The sequence below is a fragment of the Pseudoalteromonas sp. S1610 genome (assembly GCF_005887465.1).
GTDB classification, from domain to species: Bacteria; Pseudomonadota; Gammaproteobacteria; order Enterobacterales; family Alteromonadaceae; genus Pseudoalteromonas; species Pseudoalteromonas undina.
In genome coordinates this window covers 18,448-44,398 of the sequence record NZ_PNDI01000055.1, presented here as the reverse complement: position 1 = coordinate 44,398, position 25,951 = coordinate 18,448, and the positions used below count along the sequence as shown (strand labels likewise).

At 40.0% G+C, this 25,951-nt stretch carries 26 protein-coding genes; 3 read left to right on the top strand and 23 right to left on the bottom strand.

The window, feature by feature from the left end; translation table 11 throughout:
- Positions 1-269: hypothetical protein (locus CWB77_RS18495; protein WP_138623595.1), on the top strand; the 269-nt coding region annotated here is incomplete at its 5' end.
- Between the two features lie 155 nt (positions 270-424).
- On the opposite strand, the gene CWB77_RS16120 is transcribed toward CWB77_RS18495, so the two are convergent.
- From CWB77_RS16120 to rpmH, 23 genes are all read right to left on the bottom strand, one after another.
- Positions 425-2,209, bottom strand: coding sequence for a choice-of-anchor I family protein (locus CWB77_RS16120; protein WP_138623593.1), 1,785 nt, complete (start codon positions 2,207-2,209; stop codon positions 425-427).
- A gap of 151 nt (positions 2,210-2,360) precedes the next feature.
- Positions 2,361-2,966, bottom strand: a complete 606-nt coding sequence (locus CWB77_RS16115) for a DUF1240 domain-containing protein (RefSeq protein WP_138623591.1) — start codon at positions 2,964-2,966, stop codon at positions 2,361-2,363.
- A 273-nt stretch (positions 2,967-3,239) separates the two neighbouring features.
- A complete protein-coding gene (locus CWB77_RS18825; RefSeq protein ID WP_502705062.1) occupies positions 3,240-3,683 on the bottom strand; it encodes a DUF1240 domain-containing protein in 444 nt (147 codons plus the stop codon).
- 294 nt (positions 3,684-3,977) lie between these two features.
- Positions 3,978-5,336, bottom strand: a complete 1,359-nt coding sequence (glmU, locus tag CWB77_RS16105) for a bifunctional UDP-N-acetylglucosamine diphosphorylase/glucosamine-1-phosphate N-acetyltransferase GlmU (RefSeq protein ID WP_138623589.1) — start codon at positions 5,334-5,336, stop codon at positions 3,978-3,980.
- Positions 5,337-5,633: 297 nt separating this feature from the next.
- Positions 5,634-6,056, bottom strand: coding sequence for a F0F1 ATP synthase subunit epsilon (locus CWB77_RS16100; protein WP_008112140.1), 423 nt, complete (start codon positions 6,054-6,056; stop codon positions 5,634-5,636).
- 13 nt (positions 6,057-6,069) lie between these two features.
- Positions 6,070-7,455, bottom strand: a complete 1,386-nt coding sequence (gene atpD / locus CWB77_RS16095) for a F0F1 ATP synthase subunit beta (RefSeq protein WP_008112138.1) — start codon at positions 7,453-7,455, stop codon at positions 6,070-6,072.
- A 33-nt stretch (positions 7,456-7,488) separates the two neighbouring features.
- Entirely contained in the window at positions 7,489-8,349 is an 861-nt protein-coding gene (gene atpG, locus CWB77_RS16090) for a F0F1 ATP synthase subunit gamma (protein ID WP_008112136.1), read from the bottom strand.
- Positions 8,350-8,408: 59 nt separating this feature from the next.
- The gene (gene atpA, locus CWB77_RS16085) at positions 8,409-9,950 is read right to left on the bottom strand and encodes a F0F1 ATP synthase subunit alpha (protein WP_008112134.1); all 1,542 of its coding nucleotides are present in this window, start codon (positions 9,948-9,950) and stop codon (positions 8,409-8,411) included.
- A gap of 14 nt (positions 9,951-9,964) precedes the next feature.
- Positions 9,965-10,498, bottom strand: coding sequence for a F0F1 ATP synthase subunit delta (gene atpH, locus CWB77_RS16080; RefSeq protein WP_008112132.1), 534 nt, complete (start codon positions 10,496-10,498; stop codon positions 9,965-9,967).
- A gap of 16 nt (positions 10,499-10,514) precedes the next feature.
- Positions 10,515-10,985 (bottom strand): F0F1 ATP synthase subunit B, encoded by a 471-nt coding sequence (gene atpF, locus CWB77_RS16075; RefSeq protein ID WP_008112130.1) that lies wholly within the window; start codon positions 10,983-10,985, stop codon positions 10,515-10,517.
- Positions 10,986-11,026: 41 nt separating this feature from the next.
- Positions 11,027-11,269, bottom strand: coding sequence for a F0F1 ATP synthase subunit C (gene atpE / locus CWB77_RS16070; RefSeq protein ID WP_008112128.1), 243 nt, complete (start codon positions 11,267-11,269; stop codon positions 11,027-11,029).
- A gap of 58 nt (positions 11,270-11,327) precedes the next feature.
- On the bottom strand, positions 11,328-12,185 hold the full coding sequence (atpB, locus tag CWB77_RS16065) for a F0F1 ATP synthase subunit A (RefSeq protein ID WP_008112123.1): 858 nt from the start codon (positions 12,183-12,185) through the stop codon (positions 11,328-11,330).
- Positions 12,186-12,200: 15 nt separating this feature from the next.
- Entirely contained in the window at positions 12,201-12,581 is a 381-nt protein-coding gene (locus tag CWB77_RS16060) for an ATP synthase subunit I (RefSeq protein ID WP_008112121.1), read from the bottom strand.
- Positions 12,582-12,723: 142 nt separating this feature from the next.
- A complete protein-coding gene (locus CWB77_RS16055) occupies positions 12,724-13,650 on the bottom strand; it encodes a ParB/RepB/Spo0J family partition protein (RefSeq protein ID WP_138623587.1) in 927 nt (308 codons plus the stop codon).
- A 20-nt stretch (positions 13,651-13,670) separates the two neighbouring features.
- A complete protein-coding gene (locus tag CWB77_RS16050) occupies positions 13,671-14,456 on the bottom strand; it encodes a ParA family protein (RefSeq protein ID WP_008112117.1) in 786 nt (261 codons plus the stop codon).
- Between the two features lie 14 nt (positions 14,457-14,470).
- On the bottom strand, positions 14,471-15,091 hold the full coding sequence (gene rsmG, locus CWB77_RS16045; RefSeq protein ID WP_008112113.1) for a 16S rRNA (guanine(527)-N(7))-methyltransferase RsmG: 621 nt from the start codon (positions 15,089-15,091) through the stop codon (positions 14,471-14,473).
- A gap of 15 nt (positions 15,092-15,106) precedes the next feature.
- Positions 15,107-16,996 carry a tRNA uridine-5-carboxymethylaminomethyl(34) synthesis enzyme MnmG gene (gene mnmG / locus CWB77_RS16040; RefSeq protein WP_008112111.1) on the bottom strand — a complete coding sequence of 630 codons (1,890 nt, stop codon included), beginning with the start codon at positions 16,994-16,996 and terminating at the stop codon, positions 15,107-15,109.
- A gap of 428 nt (positions 16,997-17,424) precedes the next feature.
- Positions 17,425-17,874, bottom strand: coding sequence for an FMN-binding protein MioC (mioC, locus tag CWB77_RS16035; RefSeq protein ID WP_008112109.1), 450 nt, complete (start codon positions 17,872-17,874; stop codon positions 17,425-17,427).
- Positions 17,875-18,818: 944 nt separating this feature from the next.
- Positions 18,819-20,183 carry a tRNA uridine-5-carboxymethylaminomethyl(34) synthesis GTPase MnmE gene (gene mnmE / locus CWB77_RS16030; protein ID WP_010392700.1) on the bottom strand — a complete coding sequence of 455 codons (1,365 nt, stop codon included), beginning with the start codon at positions 20,181-20,183 and terminating at the stop codon, positions 18,819-18,821.
- 131 nt (positions 20,184-20,314) lie between these two features.
- A complete protein-coding gene (yidC, locus tag CWB77_RS16025) occupies positions 20,315-21,952 on the bottom strand; it encodes a membrane protein insertase YidC (RefSeq protein WP_055013151.1) in 1,638 nt (545 codons plus the stop codon).
- Between the two features lie 8 nt (positions 21,953-21,960).
- Entirely contained in the window at positions 21,961-22,236 is a 276-nt protein-coding gene (gene yidD, locus CWB77_RS16020; protein WP_008112973.1) for a membrane protein insertion efficiency factor YidD, read from the bottom strand.
- Between the two features lie 126 nt (positions 22,237-22,362).
- The gene (gene rnpA / locus CWB77_RS16015; protein WP_008467046.1) at positions 22,363-22,788 is read right to left on the bottom strand and encodes a ribonuclease P protein component; all 426 of its coding nucleotides are present in this window, start codon (positions 22,786-22,788) and stop codon (positions 22,363-22,365) included.
- Between the two features lie 7 nt (positions 22,789-22,795).
- Positions 22,796-22,930, bottom strand: a complete 135-nt coding sequence (rpmH, locus tag CWB77_RS16010; RefSeq protein ID WP_008112968.1) for a 50S ribosomal protein L34 — start codon at positions 22,928-22,930, stop codon at positions 22,796-22,798.
- Positions 22,931-23,436: 506 nt separating this feature from the next.
- Between rpmH and dnaA the strand changes: the two genes are divergently transcribed.
- Both dnaA and dnaN read left to right on the top strand, forming a co-directional pair.
- Positions 23,437-24,825: a chromosomal replication initiator protein DnaA gene (gene dnaA / locus CWB77_RS16005; RefSeq protein WP_010392708.1), complete on the top strand. Its 1,389-nt coding sequence runs from the start codon at positions 23,437-23,439 to the stop codon at positions 24,823-24,825.
- A 13-nt stretch (positions 24,826-24,838) separates the two neighbouring features.
- Positions 24,839-25,942 (top strand): DNA polymerase III subunit beta, encoded by a 1,104-nt coding sequence (gene dnaN / locus CWB77_RS16000; protein ID WP_008112965.1) that lies wholly within the window; start codon positions 24,839-24,841, stop codon positions 25,940-25,942.
- Positions 25,943-25,951 lie beyond the last annotated feature (9 nt).

The window sequence follows — 25,951 nt, the reverse complement described above, 5'->3', positions numbered from 1 at the left end:
CGAGTGCCCACACAGATGATTGCTTTATATTGTTAAAGAACGTTGCGATTAAAGCGTTAAACTTTATCTCGCTAGGGCTGCGCATATTACGCTTTCCTATTTTTTTGTCAACACTTAATTTTCAGTTTCTTTTAAAAGATTTGAAAGCTAAGTTTTACTCGACTCACTTACCGTTTGTTCAGCGCTTTTCATTGCTGCCTGCCGGGTCAGTGGATGCGCATTATAGGGATATTCTGGAGAGGGTCAATGCTTTATTTCAGTTTTATTAAATTAATTTCAATTTAGTACAGTAACCATACAAACAAAGGGCTACAGAGCTGTTTTTGATTAAAATTCATTCACACAAGGCATGATTGCAAGAGGGGGAGGAAGTAAAAGCGATTTATAGATAACTGCTAATCGCTTTTACATAACACTTTATTAATTACTGAGTTGTTATTTCCCATACGGCAATTGAGCCTGAGATTTCATTACCTACTATAAGCAGTGCTTCGTTTGTTGCACTTTGCGCTGCAGGAACAAATGTCATTCCTTCAGGAGCAAGGTCGCCACTTATATCTGCACTTGGTTCTAAACCACGATTATAGAAGTAGTCTTGAAATTTCACATCGTAAGGGTTGGTTATATCAAACACCATTATTGTGCTCATACGCTCTAAGCCAACAAAAGCAAACAACCTATCGCCAACCTTACCTAATGTTAGCGCTTCGGGTTCTGCCCCTTTATCATCTGAGCGTGTATCGCCTTTGTTTTCATCTTCGTTGTTATTAAACGCGTTACCATGAACAGAAGCGGTTACTCGTGCAATTTGATCGCCTGAGTCAAACACCACCAGCCCATTGCTATCCCAAATGGTAAATGAGCGTGCGCCATAGGCATAAAGAGATTCGTATTGGCCATCGTTATTTTTATCACCTTTTACTGTTGTAACTTTTAAACGACCAATGTCGTTATCATCGTTATTTAAGTAATCGAAGTTAGCTGCGAGAGCTAGATCTTCTACGCGGCTTTCATCTATATATGCCAAACACCCATCTTTAGCGTCATAATCAAGGCCGCCCTTGGCTATACAATCAGCTTCATCGCTGGCATCAAAAAAGTATTCGCGTGCATCACCCTCATTGGCAGATACAATAAAGTTGGCTCCTTTCCAACTAAAACTTGCAATTGTATCTGGCTGATACATGCCATATAAACCAGGGTATGATTTAAAGTTAACACCGCCGTCTTTGTCTGAAGCGTCAAATTGTAAGTTTGACCAATCTTTAAAACCGAGCCCTTTTAGCTCAAGGGAATTATCTTCAAGGTTGATGATAGCTAGGCCGTTATTTTCTTGAATAGAGACATAGGCGTATTTATTATCCTTGGAAATACTCACATACTCTGGCTCTAAATCCATAGCGACGGTGGTATTTATTAAATTACCATTAATAGTACGTCCAGTGGGATTGGCAAACACTAAACCCTGCGCTTCTAATTCAGCTTGCTTATTATTGTAATCTTGAAAGTTTATGCTCAAAGCGTTATCGGCAATAGTGCCGTTAGTGATATCGATAATGCTAATAGTGCCTTCGGGATCGATACTGTAGTCGCCATTAGGTTCACCTTCATTAGCAACCACTACTTTTGCACCATCATGACTAAATGCCACCATGTCGGGTAGGGCACCTACTGTTACATTTTTAATAAATACTGGTGTATCTCCGCTAATATTGTAAAACGCTATTTGGCCAGCTTCGCCCACGCTTGTAGCAGCCATTGCTACCGCTAATAATTGGTTATTCGCATCGATAGCTATGCTGTTTGCATCGCCAGGCGTATTTTCATTTAGTGAGAGCGTAATGGCAGAGGCTAAATTGGTCGCGGTTACAATACCTTCGTTATCTTTTACTAATGCCGCAGTGTCGAACGTATCGGCAGGAATGATATTCACAACAGCTTCATCACCAGAGCTATTAATGGCATAAATCCATTTTTTAGAGGCTTGGTAGGCGACTATTTCAGCTGCACCTTCCGGGCTTTGTGCATTGAGTACTGCGCGGCCAATAAGATTGATATTTAAAGCTGAATTTGCATTAGTGCCGTTTTCGCCATTATTACCCGCGGTACCTTGTACACCCTGTACGCCATCTTGGCCGTCATCACCATCTAGTGAGCAACCAGTTAATAGTGATAGCAAAGAAAGGGCTATTATTGATTTGTTTAACATTATTATTTTCCTTAGTGTTGTATTCGTTAAATATCAACACACAAGGATGACAACTGTATGGCATTTTTATTTATAGAATATTTAGGCAATAAAAAAGCGAGTATGAAACTCACTTTTTTGTGGGGGTTAGCTTATTTAATCAGACTGGCCACTACATATTATTTATATAATCATCGCGCCTTTTTCGAGTTATTTTAATAAACTTTTTTAACTCATCAACGGAAGGCTCAATACCTTGTTGATTTTTCTGTTCAAACCAATCGGTAACATCACTGGTTATGACAGAGCCATCTTGTAAGCATAACTCATCATTTTTTAACCAAACATCGGGACCTCTGAATGATGGACTGGTATACCAATTACAAAAGCTATATCTCTCACGTGTTAATTTAGACTCAATGTAAAAGCTATTAACAATAGATAAAATTATATATAAAGGTATTGCGCGCAGCATAAGCTTTACCATTAACCTTACTGTTTTTTCATTGCGGAAGTTCAATACTTTTTGTAAACCTGCAATTGTCATTAAAACAGGAAATGGAGCCATTACTATTATCGGAGCCAACAAGCCGCTTTCTCGAATATAATAAAGCGACTCATCAAAATAAACATTTTCAACATACCCATAATAAGAGAAATAAAATAAAGCAATTGTAAAAAATATAAAAGCAAACAGGCCTATCACAACAGTTAATTTATGCTCGAAGCTTTGTTCTGTAAAACGTTCTTCGGATTTTTTCCATTCTAAAATAGACATTGTTTATAGCTCATTTTTATTAGGGTTAAATTTACCTTTGGAAGCCAGAAAAATCCCTTTATAAAATTATTTAGCTTAGCTGGTTATTTTAAATAAAAACGACTGCAGCAATTTTGAGTTAATTTTAACGATTATACTCTGCTCTAGTTTCTTGTATAAAAACTTCAAGTTCATTAAGTGTTGGCTCAATTCCTTTTTCATTATGCATTTCAAACCAATCATAAATATCACTAGTGATTACAGAACCATCTTGTAAGCATAACTCGTCATTTTTTAACCAAACATCGGGACCTCTGAATGTGGACTGGTATACCAATTACAATAAGTATAGCCATTGCTTTTTATATATGACTCTATATACAAGTTGAAAGGGATTACTAGCAAAAGAAATAAAGGTAATGCAATAAACAACCCTTTAACAAAGCCTGTCATTAAGTATTCAGATTTATAATTTAATAACTTCTGAATAGAAGCTAAAAAAAATAAAGAAAAAGGGAAAAGGAAAAGGAAAAAAAGTAAAAGAACCTTTCCACTTTTTTCTTTAATAAAATAACTAGACCCAACAGCTTCCAGTAAACTAATTTCTGAGATGACGGTATAAATTAGAGCAAAGCAAAGAATGCAAATTACGATAGACCCTAACAAGTTTATACATAATTCTTTAAAAGCGAGGTTTCTGCCACTCTTACTTGCTTTTTCCCATTTAAATATTTTCATAATATTTTTATGCTCGGAACCCCAAATAATGCACCGAATACTCCATAAGGGTCTTCACTCAGTGCTTTATTAAAGCTTATAAATAATGAATAGACTATTACCTGATAAAATACTTTTTATTTGGCTTTGGCGTTGTCTTTCAACGATTGCCCGGCGAGCATAAGCTGACATGTAACACTTCCTTGAGTTATATTTTAATCCATTATCTAATAGTCTAATTAATTAAGAATATTTAGGCAATAAAAAAGCGAGTTATAAAACTCGCTTTAAATATTTAATAAGTAATGGTCATTACTATTTTTTAACAGGACGTTTCCAACCATCTAAATTACGTTGCTTGCCACGTGCTACAGCTAGCTGATCATCCGCGACGGTATTGGTAATAACAGAGCCCGCGCCCACAGTTGCTGTAGCACCAATGTTTACAGGCGCAACCAGTGACGAGTTAGACCCTATAAAGGCATTATCGCCAATAATAGTTTTGGCTTTATTCACGCCATCGTAGTTACAGGTAATTGTGCCTGCGCCAATATTCACTTTTTCGCCAATTTCAGCATCACCTAAGTAACTTAAGTGGTTTGCTTTAGAGCCTTTACCTAAACGGGTTTTTTTCATTTCGACAAAATTGCCAATGTGCGAGTCTTCTTCCATTACTGCACCAGGGCGAAGGCGGGCGTATGGACCGAGTGTACATTTAGCCGCAACTGATGCATCTTCAATTAGTGTATTAGCTTTAATAATAACATTATCGCCGATGCTACAGTTTTTAAGTACGCAGTTAGGACCAATTTGTACGTTATTACCTAAGGTTACTGTACCTTCAAAAATAACGTTGATATCGATGAGGACATCTTCACCTGTTTTAACGTCGCCACGTACGTCAATACGTGCAGGGTCAGCAAGGGTGGCCCCATTTAGCATGAGTTCTTCTGCTTGCCATGCTTGGTAAGCACGCTCTAATCCTGCAAGTTGTACGCGGTTATTTGCACCTTCAACTTCCATTGGGTGATCAGGCTGTGCTGATGTAATTTCTACGCCTTCACTATGCGCCATAGCAACTATATCTGTTAGGTAGTATTCACCTTGGGCATTATTGTTGGATAAATTACCTAACCAGCTTTTTAAAAGCTTACCATTAACCGCCATAATGCCGGTGTTTACTTCGTTAATAAGTAACTGCTCTGCATTGGCATCTTTTTGCTCAACAATACCCACTAGCTTGCCATCAACACGCAGCATACGCCCATAACCATTTGGATTTGCTAAATTAACGGTTAATACTGCTAAGCCATTTTTAGGTGTCGCTGCTAATAAGCGTTCAAGTGTAGATTGCTTTGTTAAAGGTACGTCACCGTATAAAACCAGTACGGTGTCGTCGTCATTTATATGTGGGTTAGCTTGTGCCACTGCGTGGCCTGTACCTAGCTGTTCAGCTTGCAGCACCCAGTTTACGTTATTATCGGCTAATTGTTGTTGTAATAGTTCGCCACCGTGACCATAAACTAAGTTAGTCGATGTAGCACCTAGCGCATTGGCATTATCGATAACATGTTGCACCATAGGTTTACCTGCCACTTTATGCAGTACCTTAGGGAGAGCAGAGCGCATACGGGTACCTTTACCCGCTGCAAGAATAACCGTTGTTAGAGCCATTAAAACAATTTCCTTTTTCCGTTGTTTTAGCTTAATAGAATAAGTGTGCTGCAAAGTAGATTACGTAAGTCACATCATGTGCAAATACTCAGTAGGCTAAGCAATGACTACTGAATCTTAACTTAAGCAAAGTAACACCTAATAGAATAGGGTTATTGTAGCGAGGATCTTGCGTAGATATAAGTAATAATGAAGAGATATTAGCCATAACGATTAATTTATTTACAAATAGCGACAGGATTTATCATCAGGCACAAAAAAGCCCACATAAAGTGGGCTTTTAAAAACCAGATAGGCTTACTTTTTACGTAATTGCTGAATAACGCGTAGCTGAGCAATTGCTTCAGCTAGTTGCATTGCGGCTTGATTGTAATCAAGCTCAGCAGATGCACCTTTTGCCATTTGGGCTTCAGCGTCACGTTTAGCTTGCTCTGCAGCTTTCTCGTCCAGGTCTTCACCACGAACAGCTGTATCAGCAAGTACGGTTACTATGTTCGGTTGAACTTCTAGTGTACCGCCAGCAATATAGATGAGTTCTTCTTCACCAAATTGCTTAACTAAACGTACCATACCAGGTTTAAGGGCAGTTAGTAGTGGGGCGTGACCGGCATTAACACCTAACTCACCTTCACTACCAGATACTTGAATAGATTCTACTAAACCAGAAAATAATTTCTCTTCAGCACTTACTACATCAAGATGTACAGTCATAGCTGCCATACTACCCTCCTAATTACATGCTTTTGGCTTTTTCTTGAGCTTCTTCAATAGAGCCAACCATGTAGAACGCTTGCTCTGGCATATCATCAAACTCACCGTTTAAGATACCTTTGAAGCCTGCAATTGTGTCTTTAAGTGAAACGTATTTACCTGGCGCACCTGTAAATACCTCTGCCACGAAGAATGGCTGAGATAGGAAACGCTGGATTTTACGTGCACGAGATACAAGTTGCTTATCTTCGTCAGAAAGCTCGTCCATACCTAGAATCGCGATGATGTCTTTAAGTTCTTTGTAACGCTGAAGAACTGTTTGAACGCCGCGCGCTATACCGTAATGCTCTTCACCGATTACTTGTGGATCAAGCTGACGTGAAGATGAATCAAGAGGGTCTACCGCTGGGTAGATACCTAGTGATGCGATATCACGTGAAAGTACCACTGTTGCATCTAAGTGAGCAAACGTTGTTGCTGGAGATGGATCCGTTAAATCATCCGCAGGTACGTATACCGCTTGGATTGAAGTAATTGAACCAGTCTTAGTAGATGCGATACGCTCTTGAAGTACACCCATTTCTTCAGCAAGTGTAGGCTGGTAACCTACCGCTGATGGCATACGACCAAGAAGTGCTGATACTTCTGTACCCGCAAGTGTATAACGGTAGATGTTATCTACGAAGAAAAGTACGTCGCGACCTTCGTCACGGAACTTCTCAGCCATAGTAAGACCTGTTAACGCTACGCGTAAACGGTTACCCGGTGGCTCGTTCATCTGACCGTATACAAGCGATACTTTATCAAGTACGTTTGAATCGTTCATTTCATGGTAGAAATCGTTACCCTCACGAGTACGCTCACCAACACCTGCGAATACTGAGTAGCCGCTGTGCTCGATTGCGATGTTACGGATAAGTTCCATCATGTTTACGGTTTTACCAACACCGGCACCACCGAATAAACCAACTTTACCACCTTTAGCGAATGGACATACAAGGTCGATTACCTTGATACCCGTTTCTAAAAGCTCAACTGAGCTTGATTGCTCTTCGTAAGTAGGTGCTGCACGGTGGATAGACATACGCTCGTCTTCACCGATTGGACCTGCTTCATCAATTGGCTCACCAAGTACGTTCATGATACGACCTAGGGTCTTAGTACCAACTGGAACTTGAATTGCTTCGCCTGTGTTTTCTACTGAAGCACCACGACGTAAACCGTCTGTAGTACCTAGTGCGATAGTACGTACCACACCGCCACCTAGCTGCTGTTGAACTTCTAAAGTCAAACCAGCTAAATCGCCATCTGTTACTTTTAGCGCGTCATATACGGCTGGCACGCTGTCTTGTGGAAATTCGATATCCACAACGGCGCCGATAATTTGGACGACCTTACCTAAACTCATGTCTATTCCTCTCGTTAATCTTTGCCTGAAGCATTAAACTGCTGCTGAACCAGAACAAATCTCACTAATTTCTTGTGTGATTGCTGCTTGGCGAGCTTTGTTATATACAAGCTGTAACTCATCCATAAGGTCACCGGCATTATCAGTTGCAGCTTTCATTGCAACCATGCGGGCAGCCTGTTCAGAGGCAGCGTTTTCAACTACACCTTGGTATACTTGAGATTCAATGAAACGTACTAACAAAGACTCTAAAATAGCCTCTGGGTTTGGTTCATATAAGTAATCCCACGCATGTGTAGATACTTCTTCTTCAGCTTTTGGCAAAGGGAGTAACTGATCTACTATTGGCTCTTGCTTCATGGTATTAACAAAGTTGTTATATACCAGGAATAAACGGTCAATTTTACCTTCAGAGAATGCATCTAGCATTATTTTTACCGGACCAATTACGTCCTGTACTGAAGGCTTATCTCCAAGACCTGCTTTTTTAGCAAGCACTTGACCACCAAAACGTTGAAAGAAGCCAGCTGCTTTACTACCTAAAGTAGCAAAATCAGCATCTACGCCTTTCTCTTTCCACGCTTTAATGTCTAATGCAACTTTCTTAAACTCATTTGAGTTTAAGCCGCCACATAGACCACGGTCAGTAGAGATAACAATATAACCAACTCGTTTTACTTCACGTTCTTCTAAGAACGGGTGAGTAAAATCAAGATTTGCTTGAGCAACACGACCAATCACTTTTCGTAATTTTTCAGCGTATGGACGGCTTGAAGCCACTCGTTCTTGCGCCTTTTTCATTTTAGACGCAGCAACCATTTCCATTGCGCTAGTGATCTTTTGAGTATTTTTAATACTGCCGATCTTGCTTTTAATCTCTTTTCCGCTGGCCATGACTCTCTCTCCGAATCAAGGTGTGCTTTAGGATATAAAGCACACCATTAATAACTAAATTACCAAGTTTGCGTAGACTTGCACTTCTCTAGAAGTTCTTTAAGCTGCGCTTCGATCTCGGCGTTGTAGTTACCAGTTTCATTGATTTGAGCCATAAGCTCTGCGTATGTGCTATTTGCGAAAGAAAGTAATGCCGCTTCGAAATCCATGATTTTAGAGATTTCGATGTCTTGCAAGTAACCTTTCTCAGCTGCGAATAACGACAAAGACATTTCAGCAACAGACATTGGCGCGTACTGTTTCTGCTTCATTAGCTCTGTTACACGCTCACCATGCTCAAGTTGAGCACGAGTAGCATCATCAAGGTCAGACGCGAACTGCGAGAACGCAGCTAATTCACGGTACTGAGCTAGGGCTAGACGGATACCGCCACCTAGTTTCTTAACGATTTTAGTTTGTGCAGCACCACCAACACGCGATACCGAGATACCAGCATTTACTGCCGGACGGATACCTGAGTTGAATAAGTCAGTTTCTAAGAAGATCTGACCATCGGTGATAGAGATAACGTTTGTCGGTACGAACGCAGAAACGTCGCCGCCTTGAGTTTCAATGATAGGCAATGCCGTCAATGAACCTGTTTTACCTTTCACTTCACCATTAGTGAACTTTTCTACGTAATCAGTGTTTACACGTGATGCACGCTCTAAAAGACGCGAGTGAAGGTAGAATACGTCACCTGGGTATGCTTCACGGCCTGGTGGACGCTTAAGTAGCAATGAGATTTGACGGTAAGCAACAGCTTGCTTAGATAAATCATCATATACGATTAATGCGTTTTCACCACGGTCACGGAAGTATTCACCCATAGTACAGCCCGAGAACGGTGCTAAGTACTGAAGTGCCGCAGATTCAGAAGCAGATGCTACAACTACGATAGTATTTGCAAGTGCACCGTGCTCTTCTAATTTACGTACTACGTTAGCAATAGTAGATGCTTTTTGACCAACCGCTACGTACACACACTTAACGCCTGTGTCTTTTTGGTTGATGATTGCATCGATTGCTAGTGCAGTTTTACCTGTTTGGCGGTCACCGATAACAAGCTCACGCTGACCACGACCAACTGGGATCATCGCATCGATAGATTTGTAACCAGTTTGTACTGGCTCATCTACTGATTGACGCTCGATTACACCTGGTGCAATTTTTTCTACAGGTTCAAAACCGTCGTTATCTAAAGCGCCTTTACCATCGATAGGAGCACCTAGCGTGTTTACAACACGACCAAGTAGACCCGCACCAACAGGCACTTCTAAGATACGACCAGTTGTGTATACTTTTACGCCTTCTGTAAGGTCAGCGTAAGGACCCATTACTACTGCACCAATTGAGTCGCGCTCAAGGTTTAGTGCGATAGCATAACGGTTGCCAGGAAGCTCAATCATCTCACCTTGCATACAGTCAGCTAGACCGTGGATGCGAATGATACCGTCAGTAACAGATACAATTGTACCTTCGTTACGAGCTTCACTTACAACTTCGAACTTCTCAATACGTTGTTTGATCAGATCTGAAATTTCAGTGGAATTAAGTTGCATGCTCTTTTTCCCAATTACGATTGTAGTGTTGTGGCTAAGCGATTTAATTTACCGCGTAAAGAGCCGTCAATTACAGTGTCGCCTGCCTTAATAATAAGGCCGCCAACTACTGTAGCGTCTTCACTACAATTCAGCTTAACTTTGCGTGCGAAACGTTTTTCAAGTGCCGCTACCAATGATTCTTGCTGGGCTGCAGCAAGAGGTGTTGCCGAAATCACATCAATATCGATTTCTTTTTCATAGTCTGCTTTTAAAGCAGAAAATAAATGAGCAACTTCAGGTAGTGCAATCAAACGTCCATTTTCAGCCATCACCTTAACTAGGTTCTGACCTTGTTCGTTGAGCTGCTCACCACATAAGTTAATAAATAACTCAGCTTGTGCGGTAGCAGTAGGCAATCCAGCTAAAATGGTAGATGCCTGTTCATTGCTGGCAACGTGGCCAGCAAAGAACAACATGTCATTCCAGCTTTCAATAGCGCCTTTTTCAACGGCAAGTTCAAAAGCCGCTTTAGCGTATGGGCGAGCGATAGTAGTCAATTCAGACATGCTCATACCCTCCTAATTACAGCTCAGCGACAAGTTTTTCAACGATGTCACTATGTGCGGCTTGATTGATTTCGCGCTCTAAAATTCTTTCTGCGCCAACCACTGCCAGAGTTGCTACTTGCTTACGTAGCTCTTCTGTCACACGGTTACGCTCTGATTCAATTTCAGAGTGCCCTTGAGCAATAATTTTTTCACGCTCTTGCTGACCACGAACAGTTTCTTCGTCAACAATTAGCACGGCACGCTTTTTAGCTTGATCAATGATATCAGCCGCTTGAGCCTTTGCATCTTTAAGCTGTTCTGCAGCTTTCTGTTGCGCTAGTTCTAAGTCTTTCTCGGCTCTATCAGAGGCAGCTAAACCATCTTCGATTTTCTTCTGGCGAGCTTCAATTGCACCGTTTAGTGGTGGCCATACGTATTTCATACAAAATAATACGAACACCGTAAACGCAATTAATTCACCGATAAGAGTGGCGTTTAAGTTCACAACCGCTCCTCCTTAAATAGTAAGCTGTTCAAAAAATAAAATTAAAGTACGAACAACAATACCATCGCGATACCAACACCAATCATTGCTACAGCATCGATTAGACCAGCAAGGATAAACATTTTAACTTGTAGCGATGGTGCTAGCTCAGGTTGACGTGCACATGCTTCAAGGAATTTACCGCCCATGTTACCAAAACCGATTGCTGTGCCGATTGCACCGAAACCGATAAGTAAAGCTACTGCGATGTATTTTAAGCCGTTTAATAATTCTAAAGCTTCCATTTATTTCTCCAAAGTTTCAATTGTATTAAAAGTAAAAGTAAAATTGTAAATATAGTAATTAGTGATTATCTGAACTTGCCATGCTTAGGTATACGATTGTAAGCATCATGAATACGAATGCCTGCAATACGATTACTAAGATATGGAATACAGCCCACACAAAGTGCAACGGTAGTTGCATTAAACCTACAGCACCTATAAGGATGAAGATTAACTCACCTGCATATAAGTTACCGAACAAACGCAGAGCCAGTGAAAACGGCTTAGAAACCAATGCGATAAGTTCTAGTAATAGGTTGAATGGGATTAAAAGAATCTGCATAGCTGTATTGTTTGAACTAAACGGGTGAAGTGTTAGTTCTTTAATAAAACCGCCGATACCTTTGATTTTAATTGAGTAACCAATCATTAGAATGAACACGCCCAGCGCAAGTGCAGCTGTCATGTTGATATCTGTAGTTGGTACAATTTTCATGTATACGTCGTGTGAATCCATACCGAATGCAGTTTCGCCAACAAAGCCAGCAAATGCAGGTAGGAAGTCAACTGGGATTAAATCCATTAAGTTCATTAAGAATATCCAAACGAATATTGTTAATGCTAATGGTGCAATTAGCTTACTTTTACCATGGAAGGTATCGCGTACATTGTCGCCAACGAACTCAACAACCATTTCAATGAAACATTGAAGTTTTCCAGGTACACCCAGAGTTGATTTTTTTGCGGCACTACGGAAGATCCATAAAAATATTAGACCTAGTCCGATAGACCATGCGAGGGTATCTATATGCCATGTCCAGAAGCCACTATCCGTACATGCTTTATTGAAGGCAAGACCAGCGTCGGTCGAGCACATCTTAGCATTGGTTAAGTGGTGCTGAATATGGCTAGATAGAGTAACTTCTTCTGCAGCCATGTTATATCCCAAAAGTTAATGTTTAAAAAAAACGGGTGTAAACAATCCTGTAAACAACACCAACACATAAGCACAAAAGAAAGGTAGCAGTACTACCGGATAAAGCTTTAGCATTAGTGCAAACAAAACGATTGTTAGCATAAATTTTAATCCGTTGCCGCGTTTTAACGAGGCATACGCTTGATTTGCTCGACTTGCACCCATATATCTGAATGCATAAAGCGCAAATACAAAGTTAGGAAGTACTGCGACTGCGCCACCAGCTAGAGCTGAAAGTGCGGCATTGGTTTCCCAACCTATAAAAATTATTAGTGCAGCTAAAAGGGCTACAAATCCCTGAAGGCAAATTAATTTTAATGCGGCAAGCCTATACGGGCTCGCTAACTTATTAGTCACTTTTAATTAACCTTTATGACGCTCTAATTGTCAGGGTATGAAAACTGGCGAAATTATACTTAATCCTGCCAGTTTTGCAACTTGAGTAGGTGCTTTGTAACACAAAATCGCTGTAAATGTCCCTTTTTAGACATCCAATGAATTAATGGTGGGAATAGTCTTGATTGATACGGTTTAAAATACCGTCTAACTCGTCAAGATTAGTGTAAGAAATAACCAACTTCCCTTTGCCTTTTTTGTTGTAATTTATTTCTACCTTTGCCCCTAGGTTATCAGCAAGCTGCTGCTCTAACTGTTTAACATCTGGGTCTTTTTCTACTACTTCTTTTGCTGGAGCTGGCTCTAAAATAGAGCGTACTAGTTTTTCTGTTTCGCGAACGGTCAATGCCTTTGCAACAGCTAAACGGGCTGCGTCTGATTGCACTTCGCCTTCAAGTGCTAACAGGCAACGTGCGTGGCCCATTTCAATGTCACCATGCTCTAACAAAATTTTTACATCGTTATTTAGATTATTTAAGCGTAATAAGTTAGTCACGGTCGTACGTGATTTACCAACGGCATCAGCCACTTGTTGATGCGTTAACTCAAACTCATTAAGCAACCGATTAAGTGCAATCGCTTCTTCCATAGCGTTTAAGTCTTCACGCTGAATATTTTCAATCAGAGCAATAGCAACGGCAGCTTCATCAGGTACGTCTTTAATAATACAGGGTACAAACTCAAGTTTAGCAATTTGTGCAGCACGCCAACGACGTTCACCGGCAATAATCTCATAGCTGTTATGCGCAACAGGGCGCACAACGATAGGTTGAATAATTCCTTGTGAGCGTATCGAACTGGCGAGTTCTTCGAGTGCCTCTTCAGACATGTCTTTACGAGGTTGGTACTTACCTGAGTGTAAAAGCTCGATCGGTAGTTTTTGTAATTCACTGTTACTAGGCTGCGCTGCATTTTCAACTGCGCTGGTTACGTTAGCAGTATCCTGTTCCTTGCCTTCGCTTGGTGCAGGTTTAGATGAACTTAAAAGCGCATCGAGTCCTCGGCCTAAACCTCGTTTTTTAGCAGACATGTTATTTTTTTACCTCAAAGTTAGGCGACAACGGGAGTTGTTTTTTCTTTTCTGCGTAGCATTTCACCAGCGAGAGCTAAATAAGCTTTCGCGCCACTTGATGCTCGATCGTAGTACATTGCTGGGGCACCAAAACTTGGGGCTTCTGCAAGTCGAACATTACGTGGGATCACCGTACGGTATACTTTATCGCCAAAATGTTGTTTTAATTGTTCTGATACATCATTTGCTAGTCGATTACGCGGATCGTACATAGTACGAAGTATGCCTTCAATCTGTAAGTTAGGGTTAACTAACTTAGCAAGTTGCGTAATCGTGTCCATTAATGCTGTTAATCCTTCCAGTGCATAATATTCACATTGCATAGGTACTAAAATAGAATCGGCAGCGGCCATGGCATTAACGGTTAACATATTTAAAGAAGGCGGGCAGTCTATAAAAATAAACTCATACTGATCTTGTATTTTTTCAAGCGCGTTACGCAAACGTACTTCTCGCGCAAATAATTCCATCAGCTTAACTTCTGCAGCGGTCACATCACCGTTTGCAGCAATCATATGATATTCGCCTGAGGTTTCTTTAATAATCACTTCATCAATAGGCTTATCTTCTATGAGCAAGTCATAGATAGTAGGGACGTCACCATATTTGTCGACGCCACTGCCCATGGTCGCATTGCCTTGCGGATCGAGATCTATTAACAGCACTTTACGCTTCGTTGCAGCCATAGATGCAGCGAGATTAACGGCAGTGGTAGTTTTACCTACTCCACCTTTTTGATTTGCTAATGCGATGACTTTTGCCACAGTGTCTCTGATCCCTAGTCTTTAGAAAGAATTATTAAATGTCGTTGTGCATCTAAATCCGGTACTTCTAATGCAATTTTTTGCTCAAACTTAACACCTGTAGGGAGTGAGTCTAATTCCTCACTTGGAAATACCCCTTTAAGTGCAATGAACTTACCTGAATGATCAATTAAGTGCGAGCACCAGTCAATCATATCTTGTAACGATGCAAATGCACGACTTAGTACGCCATCTAATTTAACACTTGGCTGATATTCTTCAACTCTTGACTGCACCGGGGTGACATTATCAAGGCCAAGCTCATGTTTAACATGCATTAAAAAACGTACACGTTTACCTAAACTATCTAATAGTACAAACTGCGTTTCAGGTAAGGCAATAGCTAACACTATGCCCGGTAAACCAGGACCTGTGCCAACATCAATATAATGATGACCGGTCAAGTGAGGAGCAACAACTAGGCTATCCATTATATGTTTAACCATCATTTCTTGAGGCAAACGTACCGAGGTTAAGTTATAGGCTTTATTCCACTTATCGAGTAATTCAACATAGCGGACAAGTTGTTGCTGTTGTTTTTGTGTTAGCGCAATATCAGTTTGCGCTAACAAAGTTGTTAATTGTTGCTGTAACACAATGTACCTTTACCGTTACGCAGTTTTGCGTAACAAGCCTTGCTTCTTCAGATACACTAATAATAGCGAAATCGCCGCTGGGGTGATACCAGAAATACGCGAAGCTTGGCCGATAGTGTCTGGACGAGCATCAATTAGCTTAGCAACTACTTCGTTTGATAAACCAGAGACGGTTTTATAATCAAACTCTTTTGGTAAAATTGTTTCTTCATGACGAAGCTGCTTATTGATCTCATCTTGTTGACGCGCAATGTAGCCTGCGTACTTTGTATGAATTTCAACCTGTTCTAGGGCGGCCTGATTAGTGAACTCAGATCCGAGTCCTTCGATCGCCATCAAGTCGTTATAACGCACTTCTGGACGACGCAGTAATTCTTCTAAGCTGGCTTCACGCACAAGTGGTGTTTTTAGTAATTCGTTTACTTTATTAACCATGGCATGATCTTTATGGATCCAGGTATCTTTAATACGCTGTTTCTCTTTAGCGATCACTTCCATTTTTTCGTTGAATGCTTGCCAACGTTCATCATTAACTAGACCTAGTTCACGACCTTTTTCAGTTAAACGAATATCAGCGTTGTCTTCACGAAGTAGCAAACGGTATTCAGCGCGGCTAGTAAACATACGGTACGGTTCTTTTGTACCCAGTGTTGCTAAGTCGTCAATCAGTACGCCAACATAGGCTTCATCACGACGTGGTGTCCACGACTCTTTACCTTGTACTTGTAATGCTGCATTCATACCTGCGATCAGACCTTGCGCACCCGCTTCTTCGTAACCGGTAGTACCATTAATTTGACCAGCAAAAAATAAACCATCAATAAACTTTGTTTCTAATGATTGTTTTAAATCGCGTGGATCAAAAAAGTCATATTCAATAGCATAGCCAGGACGACAAATGTGTGCGTTCTCAAAGCCGGTGATCGATTGCACAATTTCTAACTGCACATCGAACGGTAAGCTAGTTGAAATACCGTTAGGGTATAACTCGTATGACGTTAAACCTTCTGGCTCTACAAATATCTGGTGTTTATCTTTATCTGCAAAACGGACAATTTTATCTTCAATAGACGGACAGTAACGTGGGCCTATTCCTTCGATAACACCTGAGTACATAGGTGAGCGATGTAAGTTTTTGCGAATAACATCATGTGTTTTTTCATTGGTGTAAGTGATGTAACACGGAATTTGTTGTGGATGGTCGCTTTGTTTACCCATAAATGAGAATACCGGTGTTGGTGCATCACCTGGTTGTTCTTGCATTTTACTAAAATCAACAGTCCGGGCATCAATACGCGGTGGCGTGCCTGTTTTTAAACGATCTACTCTAAATGGTAATTCACGTAAGCGATCAGCTAAGGCAATTGAAGGCGGATCGCCAGCTCGGCCACCTTTGAAATTTTCAAGGCCGATATGAATTTGACCGCCTAAGAATGTACCCACGGTTAGTACCACACTAGGTGCACTAAAACGTAAACCCATTTGTGTCACCACACCGGTTACACGATCATTTTCAACGATTAGATCATCACATGATTGCTGAAAAATCTTTAAGTTTTCTTGGTTTTGAAGTGTGTTTTGAATAGCCGCTTTGTACAAGGCACGATCCGCTTGTGCACGCGTCGCTCGTACAGCAGGGCCTTTAGAAGAATTAAGCGTGCGGAATTGGATCCCGCCTTTGTCAATAGCTTGAGCCATTGCGCCACCTAGGGCATCAATTTCTTTAACCAGATGGCCTTTGCCAATGCCACCAATTGCTGGGTTACAAGACATTTGACCAAGGGTATCCATATTGTGAGTCAGCAGCAGGGTATTCATCCCCATACGGGCAGCTGCCAATGCGGCTTCAGTGCCTGCATGTCCACCACCTACTACGATAACGTCAAAATTTTCGTGAAAAATCATTAATGGGATCCTACTTAAATCAAACCAGTAAACTTCAAAAGGGAGCGTATTCTACCTAGAAATTAGCAGAAGATAAATGATTAAACAGTGCTCAAGATCTAAGTAAGTGATCTCTAATAATATAAAGGATCTTTTAAAGAGATCTTTTAATACTATTACTACTACTGATCGGTTTTTCTGTTGATAAGCTTTAGATCATGATTAAAAACATATAATTAGATCGGATCTAAAGGTGTTAGTATGATCGGATCTTCAGGCAAATAAGCTCTGATCAAAACAGGCTGTTATACACAGGCCGATCAAGTCTCGATCTTATCCCATGGATAAGCATGGCTAAAAAAGCAGTTTAATCAGTGTTTATCCACAAAACTTATTAAATTATTAGCAAATTGTGGGTAACTTTATTTATAACTTTTCGCTTGATCTTTCTATTTTAAACCTGTCTGTGCTATCCATGAGTCTAACCAAGCTAAGGCCGTATCTTCGGGCAGTGCTTCATCAAGAATATTAAGCTCTAAACGTTGTGCTACTTTTACAGCGCCTTTTTGGCTTAAAAGAGTATCTACATTACGTCCTGCAAGGTTATAAGTGTCGTAACTAGTATCGCCAAGCGCAATAACCGAATACTTTAAATGCGAAAGATCATCCACTTGCGATACTTGTTCGATAAAACCAATCAGGTTGTCAGGGTAATCACCCGCACCGTAGGTTGATGTACAAACCAACCAAATAGTATTTTGTTGATCTATTTCATTAAATTCAGGTTGATCATGTAGTTGGCTATTAATCCCTTGGTTGTTAAGTGCATCATTTAACTGCTCTGCAACGTACTCGGCGGATCCCATTTGACTACCAACGATAATATTTACTGAACTCATGAATATGGCTGATCACTATTAGTTTTAATTGCTGCCTATGATAGCTCAGTGAGTATAACAGTAAAGTTAAGAGTGTTATTTTGTATAACTATTTTTGTGGTAATTTAAGCCTTGGTATTAATTTCTTTCTTAACTTGTTGATTATTAATGATTTAACAAAATATCTTTAAATGTAATCTTCTGATCAAGTTGTTGATAAGGTTGGGGAAAGCTCTGCTTAACTAAAAACCAATATTATTAATAATTTGCTAAGTTATTGATTTTATATTGAGTGTTAACCACCAGCTAGTACAAATTTATAGATAAAGGCGTGTTGATCTTAGTGTGGATACAAAGCATGTTGATAACTTAAAGTTGGGATCGAAAATAATTTTAAAAAATGATCTATTTATGCAGATCAGACTAAAAATCCATTTTTATTTTCTAAAAATCGCTATTTAGCTTATTTAAACACAGCATATTTTTACTTTTTATCGCTTTTAACTCATTTTCAAGGCAATAAAAGCCCAATTGTGGATAACTGATCTGCAAAAAAATAATTTTCATCAATTTAAACTAAGAAATTAACTATATTTTGCTGGTGGAGTGGGCGATCAAACTTACTTTTTAGGTACGTTTTATTTTTATGGTTTTATAATTACCTATGCCCCAGCTTGAAAAGCTAATGTAATAGGTTCTCTTTTAGGGGGAAATAAGCTTAATTTTTTACTATTAATGTAGGTAGTTTATCTGTTGTTTGGTGTGATTATAGGTTTAGCTCATCTGCCTTAAACACATTTTTAAACATGAATGGAGGCTAATATTGGTGCAATTTAGCTATATTTTTTAGTCTGTTTGGTTTTTAAAGTGAGTTATTAAAATACATTTTGGCGAGTCGATATTAAAAATAGTAGGACATTAAAAAGGGCACCTAGGTGCCCTTAATGATTCAATTATTAGTTCAACTATTTACCGATACAGAACGAGCTGAAAATTTTGCCAAGCAAATCATCAGAAGTAAATTCACCAGTTATTTCGTTAAGATACTGCTGTGTTAAACGTAGTTCTTCAGCGAGGATTTCACCGGCCACGTGCATTTCTAATTGTGTTTTACCCGTATCTAAGTGATAGGCTGCGTGTTCCAGTGCATCTAAGTGACGACGGCGTGCCATAAAGCCACCTTCTGTGGCACCATCAAAACCAATGCAGGCTTTTAAGTGCTCACGCACTAGTTCTATACCGTCAGCATTTTTAGCGCTTAAACTGATGACCGGATATTGTTGCTCTTGATCCATACCAACCGTATCACCAGATAAATCGGCTTTATTCCTGATCACGGTTACGCCCATACCTTGGGGTAATTTAGCCATAAATTCAGGCCAAATAGCATGTGGATCGGTATCAGTTGTATCGGTACCATCAAGCATAAATAATACCCGATCGGCTTGGTTTATTTCATCCCAGGCACGTTCAATACCTATTTGCTCAACTTTATCTGGGCTTTCTCGTAAGCCTGCGGTGTCGATTATATGCAGTGGCATACCATCTATATGTATATGCTCACGTAATACGTCACGAGTGGTGCCAGCTATTTCAGTTACGATGGCCGCTTCTCGCCCTGCTAATGCATTAAGTAAGCTTGATTTACCTGCATTAGGGCGACCAGCAATTACGACGCGCATACCTTCGCGCATTATGCTGCCTTGTTTGGCTTGATTGGTTACGGCATTAAGCTGCTCAATAATGGCATTTAAATCACCGCCCACTTTTCCGTCTGATAAAAAATCGATTTCTTCATCAGGAAAATCAATAGCGGCTTCTACGTACATCCGCAAGTGAATGACTTTTTCAACTAAGGTTTCTATGTGCTTAGAAAATTGGCCTTGAAGTGACTGTAGGGCGCTTTTAGCCGCTTGCTCACTGGTTGCATTAATTAAGTCGGCGATTGCTTCTGCTTGAGTTAAATCAAGCTTGTCGTTCATAAACGCACGCTCAGAGAATTCACCAGGCTTTGCTAAACGTACACCGTCTATTTTACTAATTTCTTTAAGTAGCATATCAAGCACAACAGGGCCGCCATGGCCTTGAAGTTCGAGTACATCTTCACCGGTAAATGAGTGTGGGCCGGCAAAGTAAATCGCAATACCTTGGTCAAGTTGCTGACCTGCAAGGGTGTTAAATGGCACATAGTCGGCATAGCGAACTTTAGGGACTTTGCCAATTATTTTTTCAGCAACCTGTTTGGCTAGGTTTCCTGAAACGCGAATAATACCAACACCGCCTCGGCCTGGGGCAGTGGCTTGTGCTGCAATTGTATCGTGATTGATCATGCGGTTTATTTGCCAACTTAAATAACGTAATGGCGGTATTGTAACCTATCAAATAGGCACTCGCGAATGCTGTTATAAAAAATTGGCAATAAAAAAGGCGACCTAAGTCGCCTTTATATAAGTAGGGAGGATTAATCGCCCCTTACTTTAATACCTTTCTTTTCCATGCCACGGTAGATGATTAACATCTGGACAATAGAGATAAGGTTAGACACTAACCAGTAAAGTACTAAACCAGATGGGAACCATAAGAAGAACACAGAGAAGATAACCGGCATAAAGGTCATCATTTTTTGCTGCATTGGATCGGTAACCGTCATAGGTTGTAGTTTTTGCGTTACAAACATACTCGCACCAAATAAGATTGGTAATACGTAGTATGGGTCTTTCGCAGAAAGGTCAGTTAGCCAAAGTACAAATTCAGCGTGACGAAGTTCTGTAGACTCTAAGAATACATAGAACAAGGCTAAGAAGATTGGCATTTGCAGTAAAATAGGGAAACAGCCACCCATAGGGTTTACTTTTTCTTTACGGTACATTTCCATCGTCGCTTGGCCGAATTTTTGACGATCATCGCCATACTTTTCTTTTAGCGCCTTCATCTTAGGCTGTAATGCACGCATTTTAGCCATTGAGGTGTACTGTGCTTTAGTCAGTGGGTACATTAATGATTTAACAATAATAGTGATGGCAATAATTGCTACACCCCAGTTACCTAAAATACTGTGTAACCATTTTAATAGCACAAATAAAGGTTGAGAAATAAACCATAACCAACCGTAATCAACGGTTAAGTCTAAGTCAGTGTGAATCGCTTCAAGTTTATCTGACTCTTTAGGGCCCATGTAATAAGTCGCAGTAAGTACTTGCTCACTACCAGCTTGAACATTTACCGCTTCGTCTTTAACACCAATAATAGCCGCGTTACTTTTAGTGATTAAACTATAAAGTGTATTTGCTTGATCTTGCATTGGTACCCAAGCACTTACAAAGTAATGCTGTATAAAGGCAACATAACCACCTTGGGTGTTTATGTTTAGGTTTTTATCGGCCATATCTGAAAAACTATACTTTTCGTATGGTTCTTCATCAGTACCGTATGCAGCCCCTAAATAGTTTTGATCAACCATGCTGCCTTTTTCTTGTACGGTACGCTTTATTTGTGTGTAAAGCTGAACTTGTACTGGCGAGCTAGTGGTGTTGTTAACTTTATATTCTAAGCCAACATCATATTGACCCTTTTTGAATACATAGGTTTTAGTGAAACTTACACCGTTACTATCAGTAAACTGAAGAGGAACACGAAGTTCATCACCCGTTAAAGTATAAGAAGTTTGTTCTGATTGGTAAGTAGGACGACCATTCGCTGATGCATCTGGTCCATTTAAACCAATTAAACCACTTTGTGAAAAGTATTGTTTACCATCAAACTCACCAAGTAGCATGTAAGGAACATCACTGCCTTTGGTTTCTTTATAATCAATTAAGTCTGTTTCAACAATGTCACCACCTTTGGTGTCAATTTTTACCTTAAACACGTCTGTTGTAATATTTATAACAGCGCGTTTAGCTAAAGTTGTTGAAGCAGGTAAACCTGAGTCTGATGAAGCTGGAACATAATCATCTGATTCTGGTGAATTTGCTTTTAGTGTTTGTGTAGTGGCACTAGGATCGGCTTTTGGTGTGTTGTAGTCATTATTCCACTCTTGAAATAATAAAAACGACACTAGCATTAGGCCGATGAATAAAAACGTGCGTTGCGATTCCATAACAGCTCTTATTTCTCGTGTTGGTGGTTAATACGGGTTAATTTTTCAGGAACGGGGTCGTCTCCGCCTGAATGTAAAGGATGGCATTTTAATATGCGTTTAACAGCTAACCAACACCCTTTTACCGATCCATGCAAATTAATTGCTTGAATAGCGTAACTAGAGCACGTTGGATTAAAACGACAATGCGGACCTAATAGCGGGCTAATCCACTTTTGATAACCGCGGATAAATAAAACTAAACAACGTGTTGGTAAAGCAGCAAGTGGTTTAAGTAACCTCATGTTGTACATGCCCCTACGTTATGTTTAGTGAATAGATACCATGTATTTAAAGACTCACTATGAGATTTTAAACGCATGATTAAAAGGTGAGCTAAAGATACCTTAATTAACCCTGTAATTCTATTGCTATTGGGTTTGTTTAGTCGATTTAGCTGATTTGTTTGGGCGTTTTTTAAATGGTGGCGGTTTAGGGGCACCAGGTTTGCAGCGTTCATTAATCTTACGCCACAGCTTTGTAAGTTGTTTGGTTAATTCTTCATTAGACTGTTCATCAATGCCACTTTTAACCATCAACACAATATCAATATTATCGAGTGTGTGTTGATTTAAACGAAAACTTTCGCGAGCAAGACGTTTAATACGGTTTCGTTGACATGCCTTTTTTACACGTTTTTTAGCAACAGTAAGGCCTAACCTAGGTTTTGACTGGTCACTTGGTTTTGCTAATAAGGTAAAGAAAGGAGTTGCAGCCCGAGCGGGTTCGTTAAATATGCGAGAGTAATGCGAGGGAGTTAACAGACGTAACTCCCTGCCAAAGCTAAAGTCTTCCACTTATAAATTAAGCAGAAAGAACTTTGCGGCCTTTAGCACGGCGACGAGCTAATACTTTACGGCCATTTACAGTTGCCATACGAGCACGGAAACCGTGTGTACGTTTGCGTTTTAAAACGCTAGGTTGAAAAGTTCTTTTCATAACAATCTCATCCGATCGGTTAAAGTTAAAACATCCTATGCAGGTCGCGATCCTGGCACAGGTGCCATTGCGAGCGCGAGATATTATAGATGAAGTGACGAAAAGTCAATCATAATAGAGTGCGTAAAGCATGTTTATTTATGATCAATTTTCATGATCCGATAGGATCATCATAAATAAGAAGTTTTCCACAGCCCCTGTATAAAAAGTGAATAAAAGCATGGGAAAAGTAAATTAGATCGTAAATTGTGGTCGCGATCTGCTGCCAGTTTTGTTATGATCTCTAATCAAGCTTTAAAATAAAAAGCTATTTAAATCAGTCTGTTATTATATTTATACATCGATATCAACAATTTTACAAAAATCAATCTTTTACTTGTGGATAAAGTGCATTCATAATAGTCGGTCTTGGGCTGCTTATTGAGCCATTTAAACGCAATACAGGTGTGATTTTTGAATCATTATTGATGTGCGGGAATAAAAATTATATCTCTGGGAGTTTTACTGTGTATCTGTCGGTTTGGCAAAGTTGTTTATATGTATTGCAGGATGAATTGCCTTCGCAGCAATTCAGTATGTGGGTCAGACCACTTCAAGCAGAAAGTACCGAAGATACCTTGACGATTTATGCGCCTAATCGTTTCGTACTTGATTGGGTGAGAGAGAAGTACTTAAATAGAATAAATGAATTATTGGTAGAAATTTGTGGTGTAGAAGCACCCGAGTTACGCTTTGATGTAGGTAGCAAGCCGCTATTAAATGCACAAGCTGCACCAGTGGTTGAAACACAATCAGCCCCAAGCACGCAATCAACGGCAAAACAACCGCCTCGAGAACAAAAACCGGTTGTAGAGCCAGCTCCTAAATCTGGTTATAAATCAAACATTAAAGAAAACTATACCTTTGATAGTTTTGTTGAGGGTAAATCTAACCAATTAGCAAAAGCGGCTGCCACTCAGGTAGCAGACAACCCTGGCTCTGCATTTAACCCTGTATTTATTTACGGTGGTACAGGCTTAGGTAAGACGCATTTATTACATGCGGTAGGCAACGGTATTATGGCCAATAAGCCCGATGCTAAAATTGTTTACATGCATTCAGAACGTTTCGTTCAAGACATGGTTAAAGCACTGCAAAATAATGCGATTGAAGAGTTTAAGCGTTATTACCGTAGTGTTGATGCATTAATGATTGATGACATTCAATTTTTTGCTAATAAAGAACGTTCTCAAGAAGAATTCTTTCATACCTTTAATGCATTATTAGAAGGTAACCAACAAATTATTTTAACCTCTGACCGTTACCCTAAAGAGATTGAAGGGGTTGAAGATCGCCTTAAATCTCGTTTTGGTTGGGGATTAACCATCGCGATTGAGCCGCCAGAGCTTGAAACCCGCGTTGCTATTTTGATGAAAAAAGCCCAGCAAAGTAAAATTAACTTACCGCATGAAGTGGCATTTTTTATTGCTAAAAAATTACGCTCAAACGTACGTGAGCTTGAAGGGGCATTAAACCGTGTAATTGCTAACGCAAACTTTACCGGCCGCCCAATATCTATCGACTTTGTAAAAGAAGCACTGCGTGATTTATTAGCGCTGCAAGACAAACTAGTCACCATCGACAACATTCAACGTACGGTTGCTGAATACTATAGAATACGTGTATCTGATTTACTGTCTAAGCGCCGTAGCCGCTCTATAGCAAGGCCTCGCCAAGTTGCCATGGCACTATCTAAAGAACTCACTAATCACAGCTTACCTGAGATTGGGGATGCCTTTGGTGGGCGCGACCATACAACAGTACTGCACGCGTGTCGCAAAGTTAAATCATTACGTGACGAAAGCCACGAGATTAAAGAAGATTACCAAAACTTAATAAGAACATTGTCATCTTAGGGCTGACTTTATTATGCAAATAACAATATCAAGAGAACAATTTTTAAAACCATTGGTACAAGTATCGGGTGCCATTGAGCGCAAGCATACGTTACCTATTTTATCTAACGTATTGCTCGTGGTAGAAAATGGCCAGCTTTCAATGACAGGAACAGACCTTGAAATTGAGTTAGTGGCGAGTGTATTTGTAGGTGACGATGTTGCCGATACTAAACTCACATTACCGGCTAAAAAATTACTCGATATTTGTAAAAGTTTACCGGATGGTTCTGATCTTACTTTAAGCTTGCAAGACCATCAGTTACTTTTAACCAGTGGGAAAAGTCGTTTTTCATTGACCACTTTAGCTGCTGAAGATTTTCCTAATTTAGAGCAGTGGGATGGTGAAGTTGAGTTTCAACTAACGCGTTTAGAATTACGTAAATTACTTGAAAGCACACACTTCTCAATGGCAAACCAAGATGTGCGTTATTACTTAAACGGCATGTCGTTTGAAGTTGATAACAGCGATATAAAAACAGTTGCCACTGATGGGCATCGTTTAGCTATTGCACAAAAACAACTAGGTCAGTCGTTAAATACACAGCGCCAATTAATTATACCGCGCAAAGGTGTGCAAGAAATTATGCGTCTAATGGTTGCTGATCAAGAGCTGGTAACTATTCAGTTTGGTGCCAACCATATTCGTATTATTGATATTGAATTTACCTTTACGAGTAAATTAGTTGATGGTCGCTTCCCTGATTATCGTCGTGTTTTACCGCGCGGTGGCGATAAGGTAATTACCGCGAATCGTGAATGGCTTCGTAATGCCTTCCAGCGTGTGTCGATTTTATCGAACGAAAAGTTTCGTGGTGTACGCTTAAATTTATCAAACGGTTTATTAAAAATTACAGCCAACAATCCAGAGCAAGAGCAAGCTGAAGAAGTGGTTGAAGTAATGTACGAGGGTGATGACCTAGAAATAGGCTTTAATGTCTCTTATGTATTAGATGTATTAAATACATTAAAAACCGAAGATGTATTATTTACCCTTGCCGATTCAAACAGTAGTGCACTTATAGAAGGTGCCGGCGATGAAGAAGCTATGTACGTTGTTATGCCAATGCGTTTATAAGATTATAAA

Excerpts from the sequence above, each read along its gene's own strand:
- CWB77_RS16115 (WP_138623591.1), bottom strand. The coding sequence starts at position 2,966 with ATGTCTATTTTAGAATGGAAAAAATCCGAAGAACGTTTTACAGAACAA.
- yidD (WP_008112973.1), bottom strand. The coding sequence starts at position 22,236 with ATGAGGTTACTTAAACCACTTGCTGCTTTACCAACACGTTGTTTAGTT.
- mnmE (WP_010392700.1), bottom strand. The coding sequence starts at position 20,183 with ATGATCAATCACGATACAATTGCAGCACAAGCCACTGCCCCAGGCCGA.
- atpA (WP_008112134.1), bottom strand. The coding sequence starts at position 9,950 with ATGCAACTTAATTCCACTGAAATTTCAGATCTGATCAAACAACGTATT.
- atpH (WP_008112132.1), bottom strand. The coding sequence starts at position 10,498 with ATGTCTGAATTGACTACTATCGCTCGCCCATACGCTAAAGCGGCTTTT.
- dnaN (WP_008112965.1), top strand. The coding sequence starts at position 24,839 with ATGCAAATAACAATATCAAGAGAACAATTTTTAAAACCATTGGTACAA.
- CWB77_RS16120 (WP_138623593.1), bottom strand. The coding sequence starts at position 2,209 with ATGTTAAACAAATCAATAATAGCCCTTTCTTTGCTATCACTATTAACT.
- CWB77_RS16055 (WP_138623587.1), bottom strand. The coding sequence starts at position 13,650 with ATGTCTGCTAAAAAACGAGGTTTAGGCCGAGGACTCGATGCGCTTTTA.
- CWB77_RS18825 (WP_502705062.1), bottom strand. The coding sequence starts at position 3,683 with ATGAAAATATTTAAATGGGAAAAAGCAAGTAAGAGTGGCAGAAACCTC.
- mnmG (WP_008112111.1), bottom strand. The coding sequence starts at position 16,996 with ATGATTTTTCACGAAAATTTTGACGTTATCGTAGTAGGTGGTGGACAT.
- glmU (WP_138623589.1), bottom strand. The coding sequence starts at position 5,336 with ATGGCTCTAACAACGGTTATTCTTGCAGCGGGTAAAGGTACCCGTATG.
- atpD (WP_008112138.1), bottom strand. The coding sequence starts at position 7,455 with ATGAGTTTAGGTAAGGTCGTCCAAATTATCGGCGCCGTTGTGGATATC.
- atpG (WP_008112136.1), bottom strand. The coding sequence starts at position 8,349 with ATGGCCAGCGGAAAAGAGATTAAAAGCAAGATCGGCAGTATTAAAAAT.
- atpB (WP_008112123.1), bottom strand. The coding sequence starts at position 12,185 with ATGGCTGCAGAAGAAGTTACTCTATCTAGCCATATTCAGCACCACTTA.
- CWB77_RS16100 (WP_008112140.1), bottom strand. The coding sequence starts at position 6,056 with ATGGCAGCTATGACTGTACATCTTGATGTAGTAAGTGCTGAAGAGAAA.
- atpE (WP_008112128.1), bottom strand. The coding sequence starts at position 11,269 with ATGGAAGCTTTAGAATTATTAAACGGCTTAAAATACATCGCAGTAGCT.
- mioC (WP_008112109.1), bottom strand. The coding sequence starts at position 17,874 with ATGAGTTCAGTAAATATTATCGTTGGTAGTCAAATGGGATCCGCCGAG.
- yidC (WP_055013151.1), bottom strand. The coding sequence starts at position 21,952 with ATGGAATCGCAACGCACGTTTTTATTCATCGGCCTAATGCTAGTGTCG.
- rpmH (WP_008112968.1), bottom strand. The coding sequence starts at position 22,930 with ATGAAAAGAACTTTTCAACCTAGCGTTTTAAAACGCAAACGTACACAC.